Origin of the sequence: Vibrio sp. A2-1 (assembly GCF_021728355.1) — a bacterium.
In the GTDB taxonomy this organism is placed as follows: domain Bacteria; phylum Pseudomonadota; class Gammaproteobacteria; order Enterobacterales; family Vibrionaceae; genus Vibrio; species Vibrio splendidus_K.
This window is the reverse complement of sequence record NZ_JAKKCO010000012.1, coordinates 1-18,467: the sequence shown is the minus strand read 5'-3', so window position 1 is coordinate 18,467 and position 18,467 is coordinate 1. Positions and strand designations below refer to the sequence as shown.

The following is an 18,467-nucleotide window of genomic DNA, read 5'->3' as shown; positions in this document are numbered from 1 at the left end:
TGTTTACTGAATCATTCACAGGTTCGATCTCAGTAAAAATCACGGCTAAGACTATTGCTTACTAAAAGGATAGCATTATGAGAACTGTAGATTTCACTCCACTTTACCGCAACGCAATCGGCTTCGATCGTCTATTCAATATGATGGAAGCGAACACATCAAAAAATGCTTCTGGCGGTTACCCTCCGTATAACATCGAGCAAAAAGACGAGAATAACTACCGTATTACTATGGCAGTCGCTGGTTTTGCAGATGATCAATTAGACCTTACTCAAAAAGAGAACATGCTAATTGTTAAAGGTGAGCGTAAAGCTGAAGCAGAGAAAACCTTCGTATATCAAGGTATTGCAGAGCGCGATTTCGAACGTAAATTCCAACTGGCTGACTACGTAAAAGTAGTGGGTGCAAGTATGGAAAATGGTCTTCTTCACATCGATCTAGAACGCGAAATCCCAGAAGCGATGCAACCGCGTAAGATTGCTATCAACGGTAATAGCCTACTAGAAGGCTAATACCCGTCATACTTGAAGCTACAGCGTTGTTGACGTCGTAAATTCCCCCTAATTACATAGGTTCCCTATGCTCATCGGGTTGAATTGCTAGTGTTTTTGAAACGAATGGTCGCCTAGCTGAACCCCCAATTATTTAGGGTATTCAAGTGACAAACATTATCGGGAAGTAGAAGTGAAAGAGCACCAGTACCTTGAAGAAGGTCGGTGCTCTTTTTGTATTTGGGTTACAGTAACCTAAAAGGTTTTATTACTGTTCTGAGTAAGCCTTTTTCACTTCTTCAGCAATGATTGAAATGCCTTTCTGCATCGCCTCATCATCTTGCACGTAGTTCATGCGTAGACATTGATGGGCATGATCCCACTCGTCTTCTTGGCCGATAAAGAAGTATTCACCCGGAACAATCAATACGCCACGAGCTTTGAGGCGATCGTACAGCTCCATGGTGGTAATCGGCAGTTCATCAAACCATAGCCATAAGAAAATCGCGCCTTCAGGCTTGTGGATACGGAAGCGAGGGTCATCGATTGCTTTTTGTAAGAGCTCAACTGCACGTAGAGATTTATCTTTATAGAAAGGTTTGATTACCTCGCTGCTTAAGCGCAGTAAATCGCCTTTTTCAATCATGTGGTTAGCAATCGCAGGACCAACACTATTGGGTGCTAGGCTGATAATGCCATTCATGTTGGTCAGAGCTTGTGTTACTTCTTCGCTCGCAATCACGATACCGCAACGCACACCAGGCAAACCAAGTTTAGATAAGCTCATGCACAGAATGGTATTTTCATTCCAGAATGGTTCGACATCTTCAAAGATGATGTTTGGAAACGGCAAGCCATAGGCATTATCGATCAGTAGCGGGATGTTGTTTTCACGCGCTAGCTTATCCAGTTTACGTACTTCTTCGTCGGTCAGCACGTTACCGGTTGGGTTGGTTGGGCGAGAAGCACAGATAGCGGCAACCGAGTCATCCACCTTGAGCTTCTCAAAATCGACGTGGTATTTAAACTGGCGGTTTTCTAGCAGTTCGATCTCTGGGTGGTAAGAGATAAAAATATCGTCATCAATACCAGCATCGCCGTAACCGATGTACTCAGGCGCGATTGGCAGCAAGATTTTCTTGTGTGAGCCATCTGGCTGCTGACCTGCTAACAAGTTGAATAAGTAGAAGAAGCCACTTTGGCTACCATTAGTTAGGCTAATGTTCTTCTCACTGATGTCCCAGCCGTAAGTATCTTTTAGCATTGTAGCTAACGATTTGATGAAGCTGTCTTTGCCTTGCGGACCATCGTAGTTGGCGAGGGCGGCGATGAGTTCTCCACTGGCGAGCATGTCGGCACTGGCTTGGTTAAAGTAATCGAGCATGGCTGGGATAGCGGCTGGGTTGCCACCACCGAGCATGATTGCGCCAGGAGTGCGCAGGCCATCATTCAAATCATCCATTAAACGAGTGATTCCAGAGTATCGATTAAATTTTTCACCAAACTTAGAGAACTGCATTACTTATTTTACCTAATTCATTGTGATTGCTTGTTATGTGTCATTAAGGCAGACCTTATGTCTACCAACAGTGTATTCCTTGAACATACCGCAATGTTTTTGCGACGCATAGCGCCAAATGCTCTAACACGAAAAAAACTTCTATAAAGTTTAACTAATAAGTGTCTGCTTTCTTATTGAACGAGTGTTTCGTGATCAAAAAAAGGAGAAGCCTAAGCTTCTCCTTTTAGTTTCTACTGATTATTTTAATGAACGTTTACTTCGCTCCTGTGTAAACAACCAATACTTTGTCATCTTGGTATTGGCGTTCGAAGGCATAGTAGCCCTTGCTGTTACGGATGATGTGCTTACCTTGGGCAATCGATGGGTGGCGCTGACGGAATTGGCCAAGCGTCTGCCAATGTTCTAACAGTTGTGCTCGTTCACCTGTGATTTGATCCCAAGGCATGTCAGAGCGAGTCCCTTGCATTGGGTCTGATCCTGTTGGGCCGAAATCACGAGCGATTTCATCGCCGTAATAGATCTGCACCGCACCGGGAGCCAGCATCAACGCGTTGGCAGCTTTGGTTTGTTTTGCAAAGTCACTGCCATGTTGTGTCCAGAATAACGAGGTGTCGTGAGATGAAAGGTAACTCAACACGTTGAATTCACTGTCGTTGTTGATCTTGTCTGCGTAGCGCAGGTAGTCAGCATCGAGATCGGATAGGCATTTAAGCGCCTTGGGTGCTATATCACTCTGGAATTCAAAGTTGATGATCGAATCAAACCCGTTAGCGAAATAGTCTGATTTCACCACGCTGTGTGCCCATACTTCACCCGTCATCCAGAATGGTAGGTCATCCAACGCTTTGTCTGGGTTGTTTTGCTTCCATTCTGCAAGCGCTTGGTTAGTGCTCTCTTTAAGCTCTGCCCACGCGTCTAACTCAACGTGCTTGGCGGTATCGACCCTAAAACCATCAACGCCATATTCACGTACCCAGTCAGACAACCAAGTGATGAGATGTTCACGAGGAGTTTGGAGTTCATCTGTAGCGCTGGTGGACTTGTTGCGATAGAAATTAGGTAGCCCGGTTGTCTCTGTCGATTCTGTTTTGAAATCGGGCAGGTGCGCCAAAGACATGGTGAGGTTGTTGTACCCCGGTGAGTCATAAGCGCCGATATCACTGCGTAACCACGCTTTACCCCACCACTTTTCCCAAGCGTCTTGGTCGCTGTAGGATATGAAGTTATTGAAGTAGTGCCAGTTTTGACCTGCCTTTGGTTGCCAGTCGGTCCAGTTCTCACCAAGCGTTTGTTTGGCTTGTTCATCGGTAAGGTTGAGTTTACCAAAGTCGAATTTTTGCATGTCGGCAAGCGTTGCGTAACCCGTGTGGTTCATGACCACATCCCAAACGACACGAATGCCTTTGCTGTGTGCTGTATCGATGAAGGTTTTAAGTTCATCCTCTGTGCCCATGTTGTCATCAAGCTTGGTCCAGTCTTGATGGTAATAGCCGTGGTAGCCATAGTGTTTGAAGTCACCGCGATCACCACCGCCAACCCAGCCGTGGATTTGCTCTAGTGGAGAGGTAATCCAGATAGCATTGGCCCCGAGCGATTCAATATAGTCGAGCTTTTCGGTTAAGCCTGCTAGGTCACCACCGTGGAAGGTGCCGATTTCATCTTGTCCATCTTGACTGCGACCATAGCTATTGTCGTTGTCAGGGTTACCGTTGTGGAAGCGATCGGTCATCACGAAGTAAACCGTGGCGTTGTCCCAGCTGAAATCAGCTTTGGTTTCTGGTTCTACTTTCTCTAGCAGTAGAACACCTTGGCTGTTTTCTGCAGGCTGCATGGTGACATTGCCGTTACTGACGGTAGCTTCGATGCCAGAAAGGGCATCTCTAACTAAAGTGCCATCATCAAAGGTTTGAGCAACGTTGATGGTTGTTGGTTGGTCACTAGGTACTGGGCAGGCAAAACTTTGAGCTTGTTGCTGTTTTGGCTTTACTTGAACCGTGAGCTCATTGGTCTGAGGGTTCAACGTAAATTGGTAGGTATTAGCGCGAAAGACTTTGATAGCGATTTCAGAATTCTCGGCACAGTCGTCTAGACGAAGGGGTTTATTGAATTTGATGCGACTCTCTTCAGCCAAAGCATAGTTAGTACCACAGGTCTTTTGAGCGTCGCTGATAGAGAAGGTATAGCTACCTTTGGCGAGTTCCTGTTCTGCAATTACGGTGCCTTTACCTGATGATTCAAATACGACAGTGTCGTTATCAATTGTCAGTAATAGCTTATTGTCACTGGTTTGGCTGCATGCGCTGAGTGCGAGCATTGAAAGCGCGAGTACTGTTTTTTTCATTGTTCCCTTCCCCTGAATAAACAGGTTATTTATAGCAAACAATGCCCTCTACAGTCTGAGTGCTGTTTCATTCAGTTAATCAATAATACGCCTACAAACAAATGCTTGGTTCACAAAAACAAAAAGGGAAGCTTTCGCTTCCCTTTGGGTGTTTACAGTTAGTTACTCAGAGTATGACTTAGAGCAACAATCTCACTCGTGCTTATTTTTGCAGTAGAGAGATGTCAGCAATCTGTAGGAACAGGTTACGTAGGTTGTTCAGTAGCGTTAGACGGTTCTTCTTAAGCGCTTCGTCATCAGCCATCACCATTACGTTATCGAAGAATGCATCAACGGGTTCACGTAGGTCAGCAAGCTTGCTTAGGGCTTCTTGGTAGTTGCCTGTCGCGAATGCTGGTTCCAGTGCTTCCGTCATTACTTCAACGTTTTCAGCCAGAGCTTTCTCTGCGTCTTCTTGAAGAAGAGCTAGATCGATTTCTGCTGGTAGCTCGCCATCGAATTTCGCAAGGATGTTACCTACGCGCTTGTTCGCTGCTGCTAGTGCTTCTGCTGCTTCCAGTTCACGGAAGTGAGAAACGGCTTTAACACGTTGGTCAAAGTCAGCTGGCTTAGTTGGACGACGTGCTAGTACTGCTTGGATGATATCAACGCTGAAACCAGCATCTTGGTACCATGCGCGGAAACGACCTAACATGAAGTCGATAACGTCAGCTTCAACGTTGTCGTTAGTTAGCTTGTCGCCTAGTAGCTCTTTCGCTTTACCGATTAGATCGGTTAGGTCTAGGTTGTAGCCGTTTTCAACGATGATACGTAGCACACCCAGTGATGCACGACGTAGAGCGAATGGGTCAGAACCTTTTGGAGCTTGGCCAATACCGAAGATACCTACGATAGTGTCTAGCTTGTCTGCCATTGCTACTGCAGATGAAATACCAGTGCTTGGCAGTGTGTCACCTGCGAAACGAGGCATGTACTGCTCGTAAAGTGCGAGTGCTACTTGCTCATCTTCACCATCGTGAGTCGCGTAGTGCATGCCCATCACACCTTGAGTATCCGTAAACTCGAATACCATTGATGTCATTAGGTCACACTTAGCCAGTAGGCCTGCGCGCTTAGACTTTTCAACGTCAGCATCGATTTGCTCAGCAATGTAGCCTGCAAGTTCTGTGATGCGGTCTGTTTTGTCTTTGATAGTGCCCAGTTGCTTCTGGAAGATAGCTTGATCTAGTTCAGCAAGACGGTCGATAAGCGGGCGCTTACGGTCGGTGTTGAAGAAGAATTCAGCATCAGCAAGACGTGGACGTACAACTTTCTCGTTACCTTCGATAACGTGACGAGGCTCTTTAGACTCGATGTTCGAAACGAAGATAAAGTTCGGTAGTAGGTTTTTCTCTGAATCGTATACAGGGAAGTACTTCTGGTCGCCTTTCATGGTGTAAACCAAAGCTTCAGAAGGCACTTTTAGGAACTCTTGCTCAAACTTAGCAGTAAGCACTACTGGCCATTCAACCAAAGAGGTAACTTCTTCAACAAGGTCATCTTCTAGGTCAGCAATACCGCCAACCGCATCTGCTGCTTTTTTAGCATCAGCAAGAATGATCGCTTTACGCGCATCGTAATCTGCCATTACTTTACCGCGCTCTTCTAAGATCGCAGGGTATTGGTCAGCAGAGTCGATAGTGAACTCTTGTTCGCCCATGAAACGGTGGCCACGGATAGTACGAGCAGAAGCTACACCTAGGATTTTGCCTTCAACAAGCTCATCACCTAGTAGTACTGTCAGTGTTTTCACTGGACGGATAAATTGGATGTCTGAGTTACCCCAGCGCATTGCTTTAGGAATGGGTAGGCCAGCCAGTGCTTTCGCAGCGATGTCGATCACCAATTTTTGAACTGGTTTGCCAGCCACTTCTTGTTTGAAAAGAAGCCACTCACCTTTGTCTGTTTTCAGACGGTCAGCTTGCTCAACAGTAATACCGTTACCACGAGCCCAACCTTGTGCAGCTTTAGTCGCGTTGCCTTCAGCATCGAATGCTACAGAAATTGCAGGGCCGCGCTTCTCAACGACTTTGTCTGCTTGGCCTTCAGCCAGGGCAGTCACTTTAAGTGCTAGACGACGAGGTGCTGCGTACCACTTGATGCCTTCGTGAGAAAGCTCAGCCGTTTTAAGACCTGCTTCAAAGTTAGAAGCAAAGGCTTCTGCTAGAGAACGAAGTGCCGTTGGTGGAAGCTCTTCCGTACCCAGTTCAATTAGAAAATTCTTCGCCATGATTATTTACCTTCCTTTTTTTCTACAGATCGGCACATTGGGAAGCCAAGCGCTTCACGTGACGCGTAGTACGCTTCTGCAACAGCTTTAGTCAGGTTGCGGATGCGAAGGATGTAACGTTGGCGCTCTGTTACAGAGATAGCTTTGCGCGCATCAAGGATGTTGAATGCGTGACCTGCTTTTAGAATGCGCTCATAAGCTGGAAGCGGCAGTGGCTTCTCAAGCTCAAGTAGCTCTTTACACTCTTTTTCGCACTGGTCGAAGAAAGTGAATAGGAAATCTACGTCTGCGTGCTCGAAGTTGTATGTTGATTGCTCAACTTCGTTTTGGTGGAAGATGTCACCGTAAGTCACGTTAGAACCGTCTGGTGCTACGTTCCATACAAGGTCGTAAACAGAGTCTACTTCCTGGATGTACATTGCTAGACGCTCGATACCGTAAGTGATCTCGCCAGTTACAGGCTTACACTCAAGGCCGCCAACTTGTTGGAAGTAAGTGAATTGAGTCACTTCCATACCGTTTAGCCATACTTCCCAACCAAGACCCCATGCGCCTAGCGTTGGGTTTTCCCAGTTGTCTTCTACGAAGCGAATATCGTGAACAAGCGGGTCGACACCAAGAACTTCAAGAGAGCCTAAGTACAACTCCTGGATGTTATCTGGAGAAGGTTTTAGAGCTACTTGGAATTGATAGTAGTGCTGCAGGCGGTTCGGGTTTTCACCGTAACGACCATCGGTCGGACGACGAGAAGGTTGAACGTATGCCGTAGACATTGGCTCTGGGCCAAGTGCACGTAGACATGTCATTGGGTGAGAGGTGCCAGCACCTACTTCCATATCTAGTGGTTGAACAATGGTACAACCGTTTTGTGCCCAGTAATCCTGCAGCGCGAGGATCATTCCCTGGAAGGTTTTGATATCGTATTTTTGCATAGTCAGGTTCGCGCGATTCTTTTAAATGAATGAGAAAAATAACCTCTGAGTATACCGAGATATTGGTAAAGCGAGTAGGGGTAATCTTGTTTAATTAGTGGTCTAAAATGTCGTTTAGTGGATTTTTTTGCCTTTAATGTTTGTTTTTCGGCACAAGTGGATATTTTGATAACTTTGACACTTGTGTTTGAAAGCGTGGGTGATTAAAATCTCGCGGTCTTTGGGGAGTAGCTTACTTATTCATATCCTATTGAATGAGTTCGTCCGTCAACATAATTGATGCAAAATCATCATGGCGTTCGAGGCAACCACCACCTTGGTGGCGCTTAGCAAGACCTTAGACAAGCATCGTGAACCGGGATGGGGCGCGAGGTTTGTCTTTGGTTAAATATAATAATCTCCGTCCCAAATGAGCATGTCGTGAGCGTTTTAGCAATTTCAATTACAACTGTCGCCTTAGCCGAGATCGGTGATAAGACTCAGTTGCTATCCCTTTTATTAGCCAGTCGATATCGCAAGCCGATACCTATTATCGCGGCTATCTTCTTTGCCACCATTGCCAATCATGCTCTTGCTGCATGGCTCGGTGTCGTTATCGCAGATTACTTATCTCCTGAAATCTTAAAATGGGTGCTGGTGGTCAGTTTCATTGCGATGGCGGGCTGGATTCTGATTCCGGATAAATTGGATGACGATGAGCAGATCTCGAATCGAGGCCCATTTGTCGCCAGCTTTATCGCTTTCTTTATTGCTGAGATTGGCGATAAGACTCAGATTGCGACCTCCATTCTAGGGGCTCAATATTCGGATGCATTAACGTGGGTGATTCTCGGCACTACCATTGGTATGTTGCTGGCGAATGTGCCAGTGGTGATCATTGGTAAGTTATCGGCAGATAAGATGCCTCTTGACCTGATTCGCAAGATCACGGCTTTGTTATTCGTGGGTTTGGCTATCGCAGCGGCGTTCTATTAAGCGGTGGTATTGAGTCTTATTATACTCAACAAGTAGAGTAATGTGTTGTAGGTCATACTCTTACAGTATTGTGGGGTTTATCGAGCAAATGGACATATAACTGTCATACTTGTCATGATATTTTAACCTTGTGAGTTAAGAACACGAGGGCATGATTATGTTGACGCGTTATATGGGTATTACTCCACAAAGCCAAAGTTATCTATTTACCTTTGGTCTTGCACTTACACTATTAGGCATGGTGTTGACGGACATGTGGCTACCAATGGTGGCTGGTTCGATGATCATGACCGGGCTTGCAGTAGAAGCCTGGATTCGGGTCGCGCATATTATTCCTATGCGCAAAGATATCCGAGAAATTCAGCATCAGCTTGAACATCTGCAAAACAAGTCTAGAAACGAATAAACAAAAAGCCGCTCGTACTCTGAGTTCTGTTTAAGAACATAAGGTACGAGCGGCTTTTTTGATGCTTGATATTTAGGTGAGGCGTTATGCCTCCAACCCTTTTCTTATCAAATATTGGTAAGGCAAAGCTTCAGTCGCTTGGCCGACTAACTGATGATCCATAAAACGACAAAAGCTCGGAATATCACGAGTTGTCGAAGGGTCGTCAGCTTTTACCAGTAACACATCGCCATCCTGCATGTTTCTAATTGTCTTCCTGACCATCATTACTGGTTCTGGGCAACGCAGGCCTTCAGCTTCTAAAGTATGGGTTGCCAGTTCAGGTTTGAATGTCATGGTTTGTATCTCTATATCTATCTAACGAGTGAATAATACGTCTGCAGAAAAAATATGCAATAAGTGCTTGGCAAGTGGAGTCATTTCCTATAACTTAATTAACAAGTTGATAACAACTTGAAACAAAGGCAACTAGCTAAGGAGTGGCGATGTTGACAGGATTAGATAGATTAACAATTTATTCAGTTCTCTGTTTTATTTCTTTTTGTGCGTTAGTACTACGCTCATCGACAGAGACCTCACTGATGCCAATATTTGGCATAATAGCAACGATTATTGGTATTTGGGTAGAGATGCGCCGTTGGCAAGGCATAGCCGAAGAGCAAGAACACTAACCCGAATACAACAGCGAATTCCGATACGACAACATTCCGACACTATCCCCAAATTTTCTTGGGCTTCCCCGCGTAATTGCGGGATTTTTTTTATCTAAAGCATGCTATAAACAACTTAGTAACTAATGACAGTTGTATACAACTAGGTAAGTGGCGTGGAATTAGAAGACATCTATCGTAGAGACCTTAATTTATTGGTCGCCTTAAAAGTATTGATTGAAGAGGGCAGTGTTAGCCAGGCTGCGCTTCGTCTTAACTTAAGTCAATCGGCAACCAGTCGAGTGTTAGGGCGCTTAAGAGAATTACTTAACGATCCGCTGTTTACACGCCAAGGTCAGCATCTTATTCCCACCAAGAAAGCACTCGAAATCAGTCAACGTATTGATCAACCTTTAGAGTCATTCCGCCAACTGCTTAGCCCGAGTGATTTTGACCCTTACTATTGCAGTGAGCGTTTTCTGATCGCAACCACCGACTACGCGATGCAAACCATCTTGCCGTATGCGTTACCTAAGATTTACGAGCAAGCGCCTAATATTTCTTTGGAATTTGCGCCGCTGCAGCATGAGCATTTGTTTAAGCAACTCAGCACCGAACGTGTCGATATGGCTATTTGTCGCCCGAGTGGCAGCATCGCACCACTTCATCAAGAAGTATTGGGGCCGGTCGGTGTGTCGTGTTTGTTATCTAAAAATCACCCTTTAGCCGATCGATCGTTAAGTCTTGAAGATTATGTTTCTTTACCTCACGCGATGATTGCGATCAGTGATGGTGTTAAGGCTTTACTCGATAACGCTTTAGCTAATCAACAGCCTCGCAAAATGGTGCTGCGTGCTTATCACCTTGAAGCCGCATTGGCGATTGTCGATAGGATGCCGTTGGTGATCACTGTTCCTGCCGATTTGGCTTATTTGGTTGCTGAGCGTTATGACTTGGTCGTCAAGCCGTTGCCATTTGAGTTTATGCCGTTTGATTACTCATTGATTTGGCACTCGCGTTGCGATTCTTCAGCTTCGCAACAATGGTTAAGAAGAGTGGTAAAAGAGGAGTGTGGCGAATTGATTCAAAAGCGTATTGCGGATGTTGGCTTAGGTTAACTGAGGTCTAGCTTTGGTTTACTCGATCCTAATGACAAAAATGCAAAAGGGCTGATTACTATCAGCCCTTTGTTATTTTGGGTTATCCAAATCTAAAGCTGTTGCTTAAGGTTTGATAACTTTATGTTTGAGAATCTATAGTTTAATGACTACGCGACCAGTGATTTGACCGTTAGTGATGTCTTCTGCAGCTTGAATTGCGCCATCTAAAGACACTTCTTTGGTTGCTTGAGCGTAAAAAGATTCTGGTAGTAGCTCAGCCAGTTGTTCCCACGCTTTAATACGTTTTTCACGAGGGCACATTACCGAGTCCACACCTTGTAGGCGAACGTTACGCAGAATGAATGGCATTACCGTGGTTGGTAGGTCAAAACCGCCCGCTAGACCACACATCGCAACCGCGCCGTTGTAATCAATTTGTGCCAATACTTTCGCAAGTACTTTGCTACCTACTGTATCGATAGCGCCAGCCCACAGTTGTTTTTCTAGTGGCTTAGCAGGTTCTTCTAGTTCAGCACGCTCTACAATGCGTGTCGCGCCTAGTGATTTAAGTAGTTCACCGTTTGCAGAAGCACGACCAGTCACCGCAGCCACTTTGTAACCCAGCTGGTTAAGTAGCGTAATAGACACGCTGCCTACGCCACCACTTGCGCCTGTTACTAGGATCTCACCGTCTTCTGGTTTGATGCCTGCATCTACGATAGCTTGCACACAAAGCATTGCTGTGAAACCTGCTGTACCGATCGCCATGACTTTCTTAGCGTCTAGACCCGCTGGCATTGGCACTAACCAATCACCGTTTAGGCTCGCTTTCTCAGCCATTCCACCCCAGTGACCTTCACCAACCCCCCAACCCGTTAGAACAACTTCGTCGCCTGCTTTGTAGCGCGGGTCATCAGATTGTGAAACCACACCTGAAAGGTCGATACCAGGAACCATAGGGAAGTTACGAACAATGCGCCCTTTACCTGTAATCGCCAAACCATCTTTGTAGTTCAAAGAAGAGTAGCTCACATTAACCTTCACGTTACCTTCTGGTAATTGAGATTCATCAATTTGAGATACTGATGCGATAGTTTTTTTATCTTCTTGGTTTAGTACAAGTGCTTTAAACATGATCTGCTCCGTGGGAGGAATATTAGGAAACTGAAGTAACTTTAGTTGAATCATCGAAGAAAAAATAATGAAACATCAACATTGAATCTATGCGTTTTGTGCATAGATGTCAGAGTTGATTTTTCTCTCGTTGAGTTCGCTGAACGCAACCGATACATTGTTGGATGCCAAGTAATAAAAAGTGCAGCTATATAAATATAGCTGCACAAAAGATTACCCTTCAAGTATTACAGTCAGTAAACGCTATGGGCGTTCAAATACCGTTGCAATACCTTGGCCTAAACCAATACACATGGTCGCTAAGCCGTATTTCACGTCTTGTGCTTCCATCAGGTTGATTAGCGTCGTCGAGATACGAGAACCAGAACAGCCTAGTGGGTGACCAAGAGCAATCGCACCGCCGTTAAGGTTTACTTTCTCGTCAACCACATCCAGTAGACCTAGATCTTTCGCACATGGAAGAGATTGAGCAGCGAATGCTTCATTCAACTCAATAACACCCATATCTTCAATCGTTAAGCCTGCACGTTTCAGTGCTTTCTTGGTTGCTGGTACTGGGCCGTAACCCATGATAGAAGGATCGCAACCTGCAATAGCCATAGACTTCACGCGAGCACGAATCTTAAGGCCAAGCGCGTTGGCTTTTTCTTCACTCATGATAAGCATTGCAGAAGCGCCATCAGACAGTGCTGATGAAGTACCTGCTGTTACCGTACCATTTGCTGGATCGAATACTGGGCGAAGCTGAGACAGGCCTTCAACAGTAGTTTCAGGGCGAATTACTTCATCATAATCCAGAGTGAACAGTGAACCGTCTGCCGCGTGAGCTTCTGTTGGTAGGATTTCATTCTTGAAACGACCTTCAACCGTTGCTGCTTGAGCTCTAGCGTGTGAGCGTGCTGCGAATGCGTCTTGATCTTCACGGCTAATACCGTGCATTTTACCAAGCATCTCAGCCGTTAAGCCCATCATACCCGCTGCTTTTGCTACGTGCTTAGACATGCCTGGGTGGAAATCAACACCGTGGTTCATTGGTACGTGACCCATGTGTTCGACACCACCGATCAGGCAGATTTCAGCATCGCCAACCATGATAGAGCGAGTTGCATCATGCAGAGCTTGCATAGATGAGCCACATAAACGGTTGACCGTTACCGCACCAATCTCAATCGGTAGGCCAGCAAGCAAAGCAGCGTTACGTGCCACGTTGAAGCCTTGCTCTAGCGTTTGTTGTACACAACCCCAGTAAATGTCTTCAATTTCGACAGGGTTTACTTCTGGGTTGCGCTCTAAAATGCCTTTCATCAAATGTGCAGATAGGTCTTCAGCACGAGTGTGACGGAAAGCTCCACCTTTGGAACGTCCCATTGGGGTGCGAAGGCAATCAACAACAACTACATTATTCATTTTGCTATTCCTTTTCCAAATGTGGGTTACAGAGAACTGGCTTGTTGGCCGTCGTAAAAGCTTTCGCCCTTCGCTGCCATATCAAGCAATAGTTGAGGAACTTGGTACATTGCACCTAAGTCTTGGTAGCTCTTCGCCATTTCAACGAAGTTACCAATGCCCACACTGTCTAAGTAGCGGAATACGCCGCCTCTGAATGGAGGGAAGCCTAAACCGTAAACCAGTGCCATATCCGCTTCTTGCGGTGTCGCGATAATGCCTTCTTCTAGACAAAGCACCACTTCATTGATCATAGGAATCATCACACGTTGGATAATTGTCTGGTCATCGAAGTCTTGTGGCTGTTGGCATACGTCAGCCAGGATAGGAAGAATGTCTTCAGAGAAGGTTTTCTTCGGGCGACCACGTTTGTCTACGCTGTACGTGTAGAAACCGCTGCCGTTCTTCTGGCCGTATTTTTCAGCGACATAAAGCGCGTCAATCGCATCACGCTCTTCTTTACCCATACGCTCAGGGAAACCTTGCGCCATTACTGCTTGTGCATGGTGTGCTGTGTCTAAACCAACAACGTCTAATAGGTACGCAGGGCCCATTGGCCAACCGAACTTACGCTCCATGACTTTATCGATTTTAGTGAAGTCAGCGCCGTCACGTAGCAACATGCTGAAACCGCCAAAGTAAGGGAAAAGTACACGGTTTACGAAGAAGCCAGGGCAGTCATTAACAACGATAGGGGATTTGCCCATTTTCGCTGCGTAAGCAACTACGCGATTAATGGTTTCTTCTGAAGTATGCTCGCCACGGATGATCTCAACCAAAGGCATGCGGTGTACTGGGTTAAAGAAGTGCATGCCACAGAAGTTTTCTGGGCGCTTTAAAGATTTCGCCAGCAGGTTGATCGGAATCGTTGAGGTATTTGATGTTAGAACCGTGTCTTCACCAACCAAACCTTCCACTTCGCTCAAAACTGCCGCTTTTACTTTAGGGTTTTCTACAACCGCTTCCACAATCACATCCGATTGCTCAACACCTGCATAATGTAGACTTGGAGTAATAGAAGACAGAATACCTGCCATCTTGAATCCATCTAGGCGACCGCGTGATAAGCGTTTATTCAACAGCTTAGAAGCTTCGTTCATACCAAGATCAAGAGACGCTTGTGCGATGTCTTTCATCATCACTGGCACGCCTTTCAATGCTGACTGGTAAGCAATACCGCCACCCATGATGCCAGCGCCAAGTACTGCTGCGCGTTCAGTTCCTTTATTCGCAGACTTACCAGCTTGTTTTGCTAGGCCTTTAATGTATTGGTCATTCAAGAATAAACCGACAAGGGCTTTCGCTTCTTCAGATTTTGCTAGCTTAACGAAGTGTTTGCGTTCGATGTCTAACGCCGCATCGCGATCGCTGCGCGCTGCTTCTTCAATTGCAATCACAGAAGTAATTGGCGCTGGGTAGTGAGGCCCTGCTTTTTGAGCCACTAAGCCCTTAGCCATGGTAAAGCTCATCATCGCTTCTAGTTTACTTAGTGAAAGCGCTGATGTTTTTTGTTTGCGGCGTAGCTGCCAATCAAGTTTCTCATTGGCTGCCAAAGAAACCGTGTTGATCGCTGATTCTAGTAGTTGGTCTGTTTCAACAATCGCATCTAACAAGCCAACTTTAAGCGCTTCATCTGCACGGCATGCTTTGCCTTGAGTGATAATTTCCATCGCGCTGTCAGCACCGATAACACGAGGTAGGCGCACACAACCACCAAAACCAGGCATGATGCCAAGTTTTGTTTCTGGTAGACCTATGCTGGTGGTCTTGTCACCGATACGGAAATCGGTAGCGAGTACACATTCACAGCCGCCGCCAAGAGCATGGCCACGCATCATTGAAAGAGTTGGGACAGGAAGGTCTTCGAGCTTGCTGAAGATTGAATTAGCGAATCTTAACCATTCATCAAGTTCTGCTTCTGGCTTAGCAAATAGGCCAAGAAATTCAGTGATGTCTGCGCCCACAATGAACGCGTCTTTGTTTGAAGTTAAGATTAAACCACGTAATCCTGCGTGAGCATTAAGAGCATCTAACGCTTTATCTAGTGATTCTAAAGTTGCAAGGTCGAGTTTGTTTACAGATGCCGGTGCACAGAAGCTTAATTCCGCAATACCATCTTGTAATTCCTTTACCTGTAGGGTGTTAGCTTGGTAAATCATTGTCTATCTCCATGACATACAATCCACGATTGTTTGAGAGAATCTTGTTATCTTTCTATTATTGTAGAGCACCTGGTAAGACCAGTTATTCTAGTCTGTACCTCTGCTTGATTAATTTCAATACATTTTTTAAACAATTGTTTAACATTGTGCGACAGCACAGATCCTCTAACCCTTATTATTCACGCGTGATACACTTCGCCGCTCTTAATAATTAAGTTAACGATATGAATGAACAGCCCTATTTAATACCGTCAGCGTCGGCTTTATTTGAAGAAGAGATAAAAAAGAGCGTTTTTATTACTCATCTTGCTCATACTCCAAGTGTAGAAGCTGCTAAGCAGTTCGTTGAACAGGTAAAAAAAGAGCATTCTTCAGCGCGACATAACTGTTGGGGCTTTGCTGCAGGGCGACCTGAAGACTCGATGAAGTGGGGCTTTAGTGATGATGGCGAACCCTCGGGTACTGCTGGAAAGCCTATCTTGGCGCAACTGTCTGGTTCGGGTGTTGGCGAGTTAACGGCTGTAGTCACTCGCTATTCAGGTGGAATTAAGCTTGGTACTGGTGGTTTAGTTAAGGCTTATGGTGGTGGAGTACAACAAGCTCTCAAGCTGCTTCAAACTATCGAGAAAAAAATAACCACAAAATTACGGCTAGAGTTAGACTATGGCTTTGTGCCGATTGCACAATCCATCATGGCTCAGCATCAGGCTGTTGAAGTCCAAGCGGATTATGGTGTTCAAGTTGAGCTTATTATTGAAATAGAGCTCCTTCAGGTAGATTCGTTTACCCAAACCATGATCAATAAAAGCGGTGCTAAGGCACTGGTAACGAAAGTCAAAGACAACTAGGAAGTGTGAAGCATTTCGCTTCGTTCAATAGCTCATGCAATTTCGCTCAATTATTCGAATCGTCGGATTATTATTAGCACTTTTTAGTGTATCAATGCTCGCACCTGCGCTCGTCGCTCTGATCTATCGAGATGGTGCGGGTGTGCCATTTGTGACGACCTTTTTTGTTCTCTTATTCTGTGGAGCAACCTGCTGGTTTCCAAACCGACGTTATAAGCATGAATTGAAAGCGCGTGATGGCTTCTTGATTGTTGTTTTATTCTGGACGGTAATCGGTAGTGCTGGTGCGCTGCCGTTTTTGATCGCCGATAACCCCAATGTGTCGGTAACCGATGCTTTCTTCGAATCCTTCTCTGCATTAACAACCACGGGCGCGACCGTTATTGTTGGCCTCGATGATCTGCCTAAGGCGATTCTGTTTTACCGCCAGTTCCTGCAATGGTTTGGTGGTATGGGTATCATCGTATTGGCGGTCGCCATCCTTCCTGTTCTCGGTATCGGTGGTATGCAGTTATATCGAGCTGAAATCCCAGGCCCAGTCAAAGACAGTAAGATGACTCCGCGTATTGCTGAAACTGCGAAAGCACTTTGGTATATCTACCTGAGTTTAACTATTGCCTGTGCCGTGGCGTTTTGGCTTGCCGGTATGAGTTTCTTTGATGCTATCAGCCATAGCTTCTCTACGATTGCGATTGGTGGCTTCTCGACTCACGATGCGAGCATGGGCTATTTCAACAGTCCTGCTATCAACATGATTACGGTCGTGTTCCTCCTTATATCAGCATGTAACTATTCACTTCACTTTGCGGCATTTGCTTCAGGTGGTGTGCATCCTAAGTATTATTGGAAAGATCCTGAGTTTCGCGCCTTTATCTTTATTCAAGTTGTACTGTTCTTAGTTTGTTTCTTATTGCTACTTAATCATCACTCTTACGATTCGTATTACGATGCTTTCGATCAAGCGCTGTTCCAGACAGTATCTATTTCAACAACCGCAGGCTTCACCACCACCGGTTTTTCTGAGTGGCCGTTATTCTTACCTGTACTGCTTCTGTTCTCTTCTTTTATAGGTGGCTGTGCAGGTTCAACGGGCGGTGGTATGAAAGTCATTCGAATCTTATTGCTTACTCTGCAAGGTGCTCGTGAAATGAAGCGTCTTGTTCACCCGCGTGCTGTCTATACCATCAAGGTTGGCGGTTCTGCGTTACCACAACGTGTTGTTGATGCGGTTTGGGGCTTCTTCTCTGCATACGCATTGGTTTTTGTGGTTTGTATGTTGGCTCTTATTGCTACTGGGATGGATGAGCTGAGTGCTTTCTCTGCCGTAGCGGCAACATTGAATAACCTTGGCCCGGGCTTAGGTGAAGTGGCAATGCACTTCGGCGATGTGAATGATAAGGCCAAATGGGTGTTGATCGTATCTATGCTGTTTGGTCGTTTAGAGATATTCACCTTATTAATTTTATTGACCCCTACGTTTTGGCGTAGCTAAGGACAACATTGTGGCAAAAGCTCTATTTTTGTATTCAAGCCGTGAAGGGCAAACCAAGAAAATCTTGAACTATATAAAAGAAGAAATGAATGAGTTCGAATGTGAGCTTCAAGATCTGCACACTGTTAGTAATGTCGACTTTGCTCAGTACGACAGAGTGTTGATTGGTGCATCTATTCGTTACGGCCACCTTAATAAGAAGCTATACCAGTTTATTAATGCCAATCTTGCTCAGTTGCAATCAAACAAGGTCGCTTTCTTCTGCGTTAACTTAACGGCTCGTAAAGAAGACCAAGGTAAAGATACTCCTGAAGGTAGCGCTTATATTAAGAAATTTCTTCTCAAGTCACCGTGGCAGCCGACTTTGATCGGTGTATTCGCGGGTGCCCTCTATTACCCTCGTTATAACTGGTTCGATAAAACCATGATTCGCTTCATTATGAATATGACAGGTGGAGAAACGGATACAACCAAGGAAGTTGAGTACACGAACTGGGAAAAAGTCTCTTTATTCTCTAAAAAACTGCAAGAGATGTAAGAGAAAAGCCTACTTTTGAGGCGTTTTGTGCTCTTTTTAATCGAACGAATAAAAAAACGAGAAAAACTTCAAAAAGGGCTTGCCAGTGTGATCGAAATCTCTATAATGCGACCTCGTTGAAACGGGAAGGCTTCGTAAGAAACCAAAACGAATCAGCAGGT

The 18,467-nt window shown here is 45.4% G+C and carries 16 protein-coding genes; 8 read left to right on the top strand and 8 right to left on the bottom strand.

The annotated features are described in order from the left end of the window. Positions 1-77: 77 nt before the first annotated feature. Positions 78-512 (top strand): Hsp20 family protein, encoded by a 435-nt coding sequence (locus L3V33_RS21640; RefSeq protein WP_004736683.1) that lies wholly within the window; start codon positions 78-80, stop codon positions 510-512. Positions 513-759: 247 nt separating this feature from the next. On the opposite strand, the gene L3V33_RS21635 is transcribed toward L3V33_RS21640, so the two are convergent. The 4 genes from L3V33_RS21635 to glyQ all read right to left on the bottom strand — a co-directional run bounded on the left by L3V33_RS21635 (position 760) and on the right by glyQ (position 7,555). Continuing rightward, a complete protein-coding gene (locus tag L3V33_RS21635; RefSeq protein WP_171312759.1) occupies positions 760-2,010 on the bottom strand; it encodes a valine--pyruvate transaminase in 1,251 nt (416 codons plus the stop codon). A 256-nt stretch (positions 2,011-2,266) separates the two neighbouring features. Further along, complete coding sequence (locus L3V33_RS21630; protein ID WP_237291181.1) at positions 2,267-4,354, bottom strand: alpha-amylase; 2,088 nt, start codon at positions 4,352-4,354, stop codon at positions 2,267-2,269. Positions 4,355-4,556: 202 nt separating this feature from the next. Then, positions 4,557-6,623: a glycine--tRNA ligase subunit beta gene (gene glyS, locus L3V33_RS21625; RefSeq protein WP_237291180.1), complete on the bottom strand. Its 2,067-nt coding sequence runs from the start codon at positions 6,621-6,623 to the stop codon at positions 4,557-4,559. Positions 6,624-6,625: 2 nt separating this feature from the next. Then, a complete protein-coding gene (gene glyQ, locus L3V33_RS21620; protein ID WP_017073808.1) occupies positions 6,626-7,555 on the bottom strand; it encodes a glycine--tRNA ligase subunit alpha in 930 nt (309 codons plus the stop codon). Between the two features lie 420 nt (positions 7,556-7,975). Between glyQ and L3V33_RS21615 the strand changes: the two genes are divergently transcribed. Both L3V33_RS21615 and L3V33_RS21610 read left to right on the top strand, forming a co-directional pair. Continuing rightward, a complete protein-coding gene (locus L3V33_RS21615; protein ID WP_017077289.1) occupies positions 7,976-8,530 on the top strand; it encodes a TMEM165/GDT1 family protein in 555 nt (184 codons plus the stop codon). A 151-nt stretch (positions 8,531-8,681) separates the two neighbouring features. Further along, entirely contained in the window at positions 8,682-8,936 is a 255-nt protein-coding gene (locus L3V33_RS21610; RefSeq protein ID WP_004736676.1) for a hypothetical protein, read from the top strand. Between the two features lie 84 nt (positions 8,937-9,020). Here the strand turns inward: L3V33_RS21610 and tusA are convergent, their stop codons facing one another. Continuing rightward, positions 9,021-9,272: a sulfurtransferase TusA gene (tusA, locus tag L3V33_RS21605; RefSeq protein ID WP_017055492.1), complete on the bottom strand. Its 252-nt coding sequence runs from the start codon at positions 9,270-9,272 to the stop codon at positions 9,021-9,023. Between the two features lie 149 nt (positions 9,273-9,421). On the opposite strand from tusA, the gene L3V33_RS21600 reads away from it, so the two are divergent. Continuing rightward, positions 9,422-9,607, top strand: coding sequence for a hypothetical protein (locus L3V33_RS21600; protein WP_017073805.1), 186 nt, complete (start codon positions 9,422-9,424; stop codon positions 9,605-9,607). 155 nt (positions 9,608-9,762) lie between these two features. Next, positions 9,763-10,704 carry a LysR family transcriptional regulator gene (locus L3V33_RS21595; RefSeq protein WP_102569450.1) on the top strand — a complete coding sequence of 314 codons (942 nt, stop codon included), beginning with the start codon at positions 9,763-9,765 and terminating at the stop codon, positions 10,702-10,704. Positions 10,705-10,839: 135 nt separating this feature from the next. Here the strand turns inward: L3V33_RS21595 and L3V33_RS21590 are convergent, their stop codons facing one another. From L3V33_RS21590 to fadB, 3 genes are all read right to left on the bottom strand, one after another. Next, on the bottom strand, positions 10,840-11,820 hold the full coding sequence (locus tag L3V33_RS21590; RefSeq protein WP_237291179.1) for an MDR family oxidoreductase: 981 nt from the start codon (positions 11,818-11,820) through the stop codon (positions 10,840-10,842). Positions 11,821-12,063: 243 nt separating this feature from the next. Further along, positions 12,064-13,227: an acetyl-CoA C-acyltransferase FadA gene (gene fadA / locus L3V33_RS21585; RefSeq protein ID WP_016784138.1), complete on the bottom strand. Its 1,164-nt coding sequence runs from the start codon at positions 13,225-13,227 to the stop codon at positions 12,064-12,066. A gap of 26 nt (positions 13,228-13,253) precedes the next feature. Then, positions 13,254-15,425 (bottom strand): fatty acid oxidation complex subunit alpha FadB, encoded by a 2,172-nt coding sequence (gene fadB, locus L3V33_RS21580; protein WP_237291178.1) that lies wholly within the window; start codon positions 15,423-15,425, stop codon positions 13,254-13,256. A gap of 227 nt (positions 15,426-15,652) precedes the next feature. Here fadB and L3V33_RS21575 point away from each other — a divergent pair, with 227 nt between their 5' ends. The 3 genes from L3V33_RS21575 to hemG are packed head-to-tail and all read left to right on the top strand — an operon-like array spanning position 15,653 to position 18,306. Further along, a complete protein-coding gene (locus tag L3V33_RS21575) occupies positions 15,653-16,276 on the top strand; it encodes a YigZ family protein (protein WP_004736669.1) in 624 nt (207 codons plus the stop codon). Between the two features lie 34 nt (positions 16,277-16,310). Further along, positions 16,311-17,768: a TrkH family potassium uptake protein gene (locus L3V33_RS21570; RefSeq protein WP_010433127.1), complete on the top strand. Its 1,458-nt coding sequence runs from the start codon at positions 16,311-16,313 to the stop codon at positions 17,766-17,768. 10 nt (positions 17,769-17,778) lie between these two features. Continuing rightward, positions 17,779-18,306 carry a menaquinone-dependent protoporphyrinogen IX dehydrogenase gene (hemG, locus tag L3V33_RS21565; protein ID WP_237291177.1) on the top strand — a complete coding sequence of 176 codons (528 nt, stop codon included), beginning with the start codon at positions 17,779-17,781 and terminating at the stop codon, positions 18,304-18,306. Positions 18,307-18,467 lie beyond the last annotated feature (161 nt).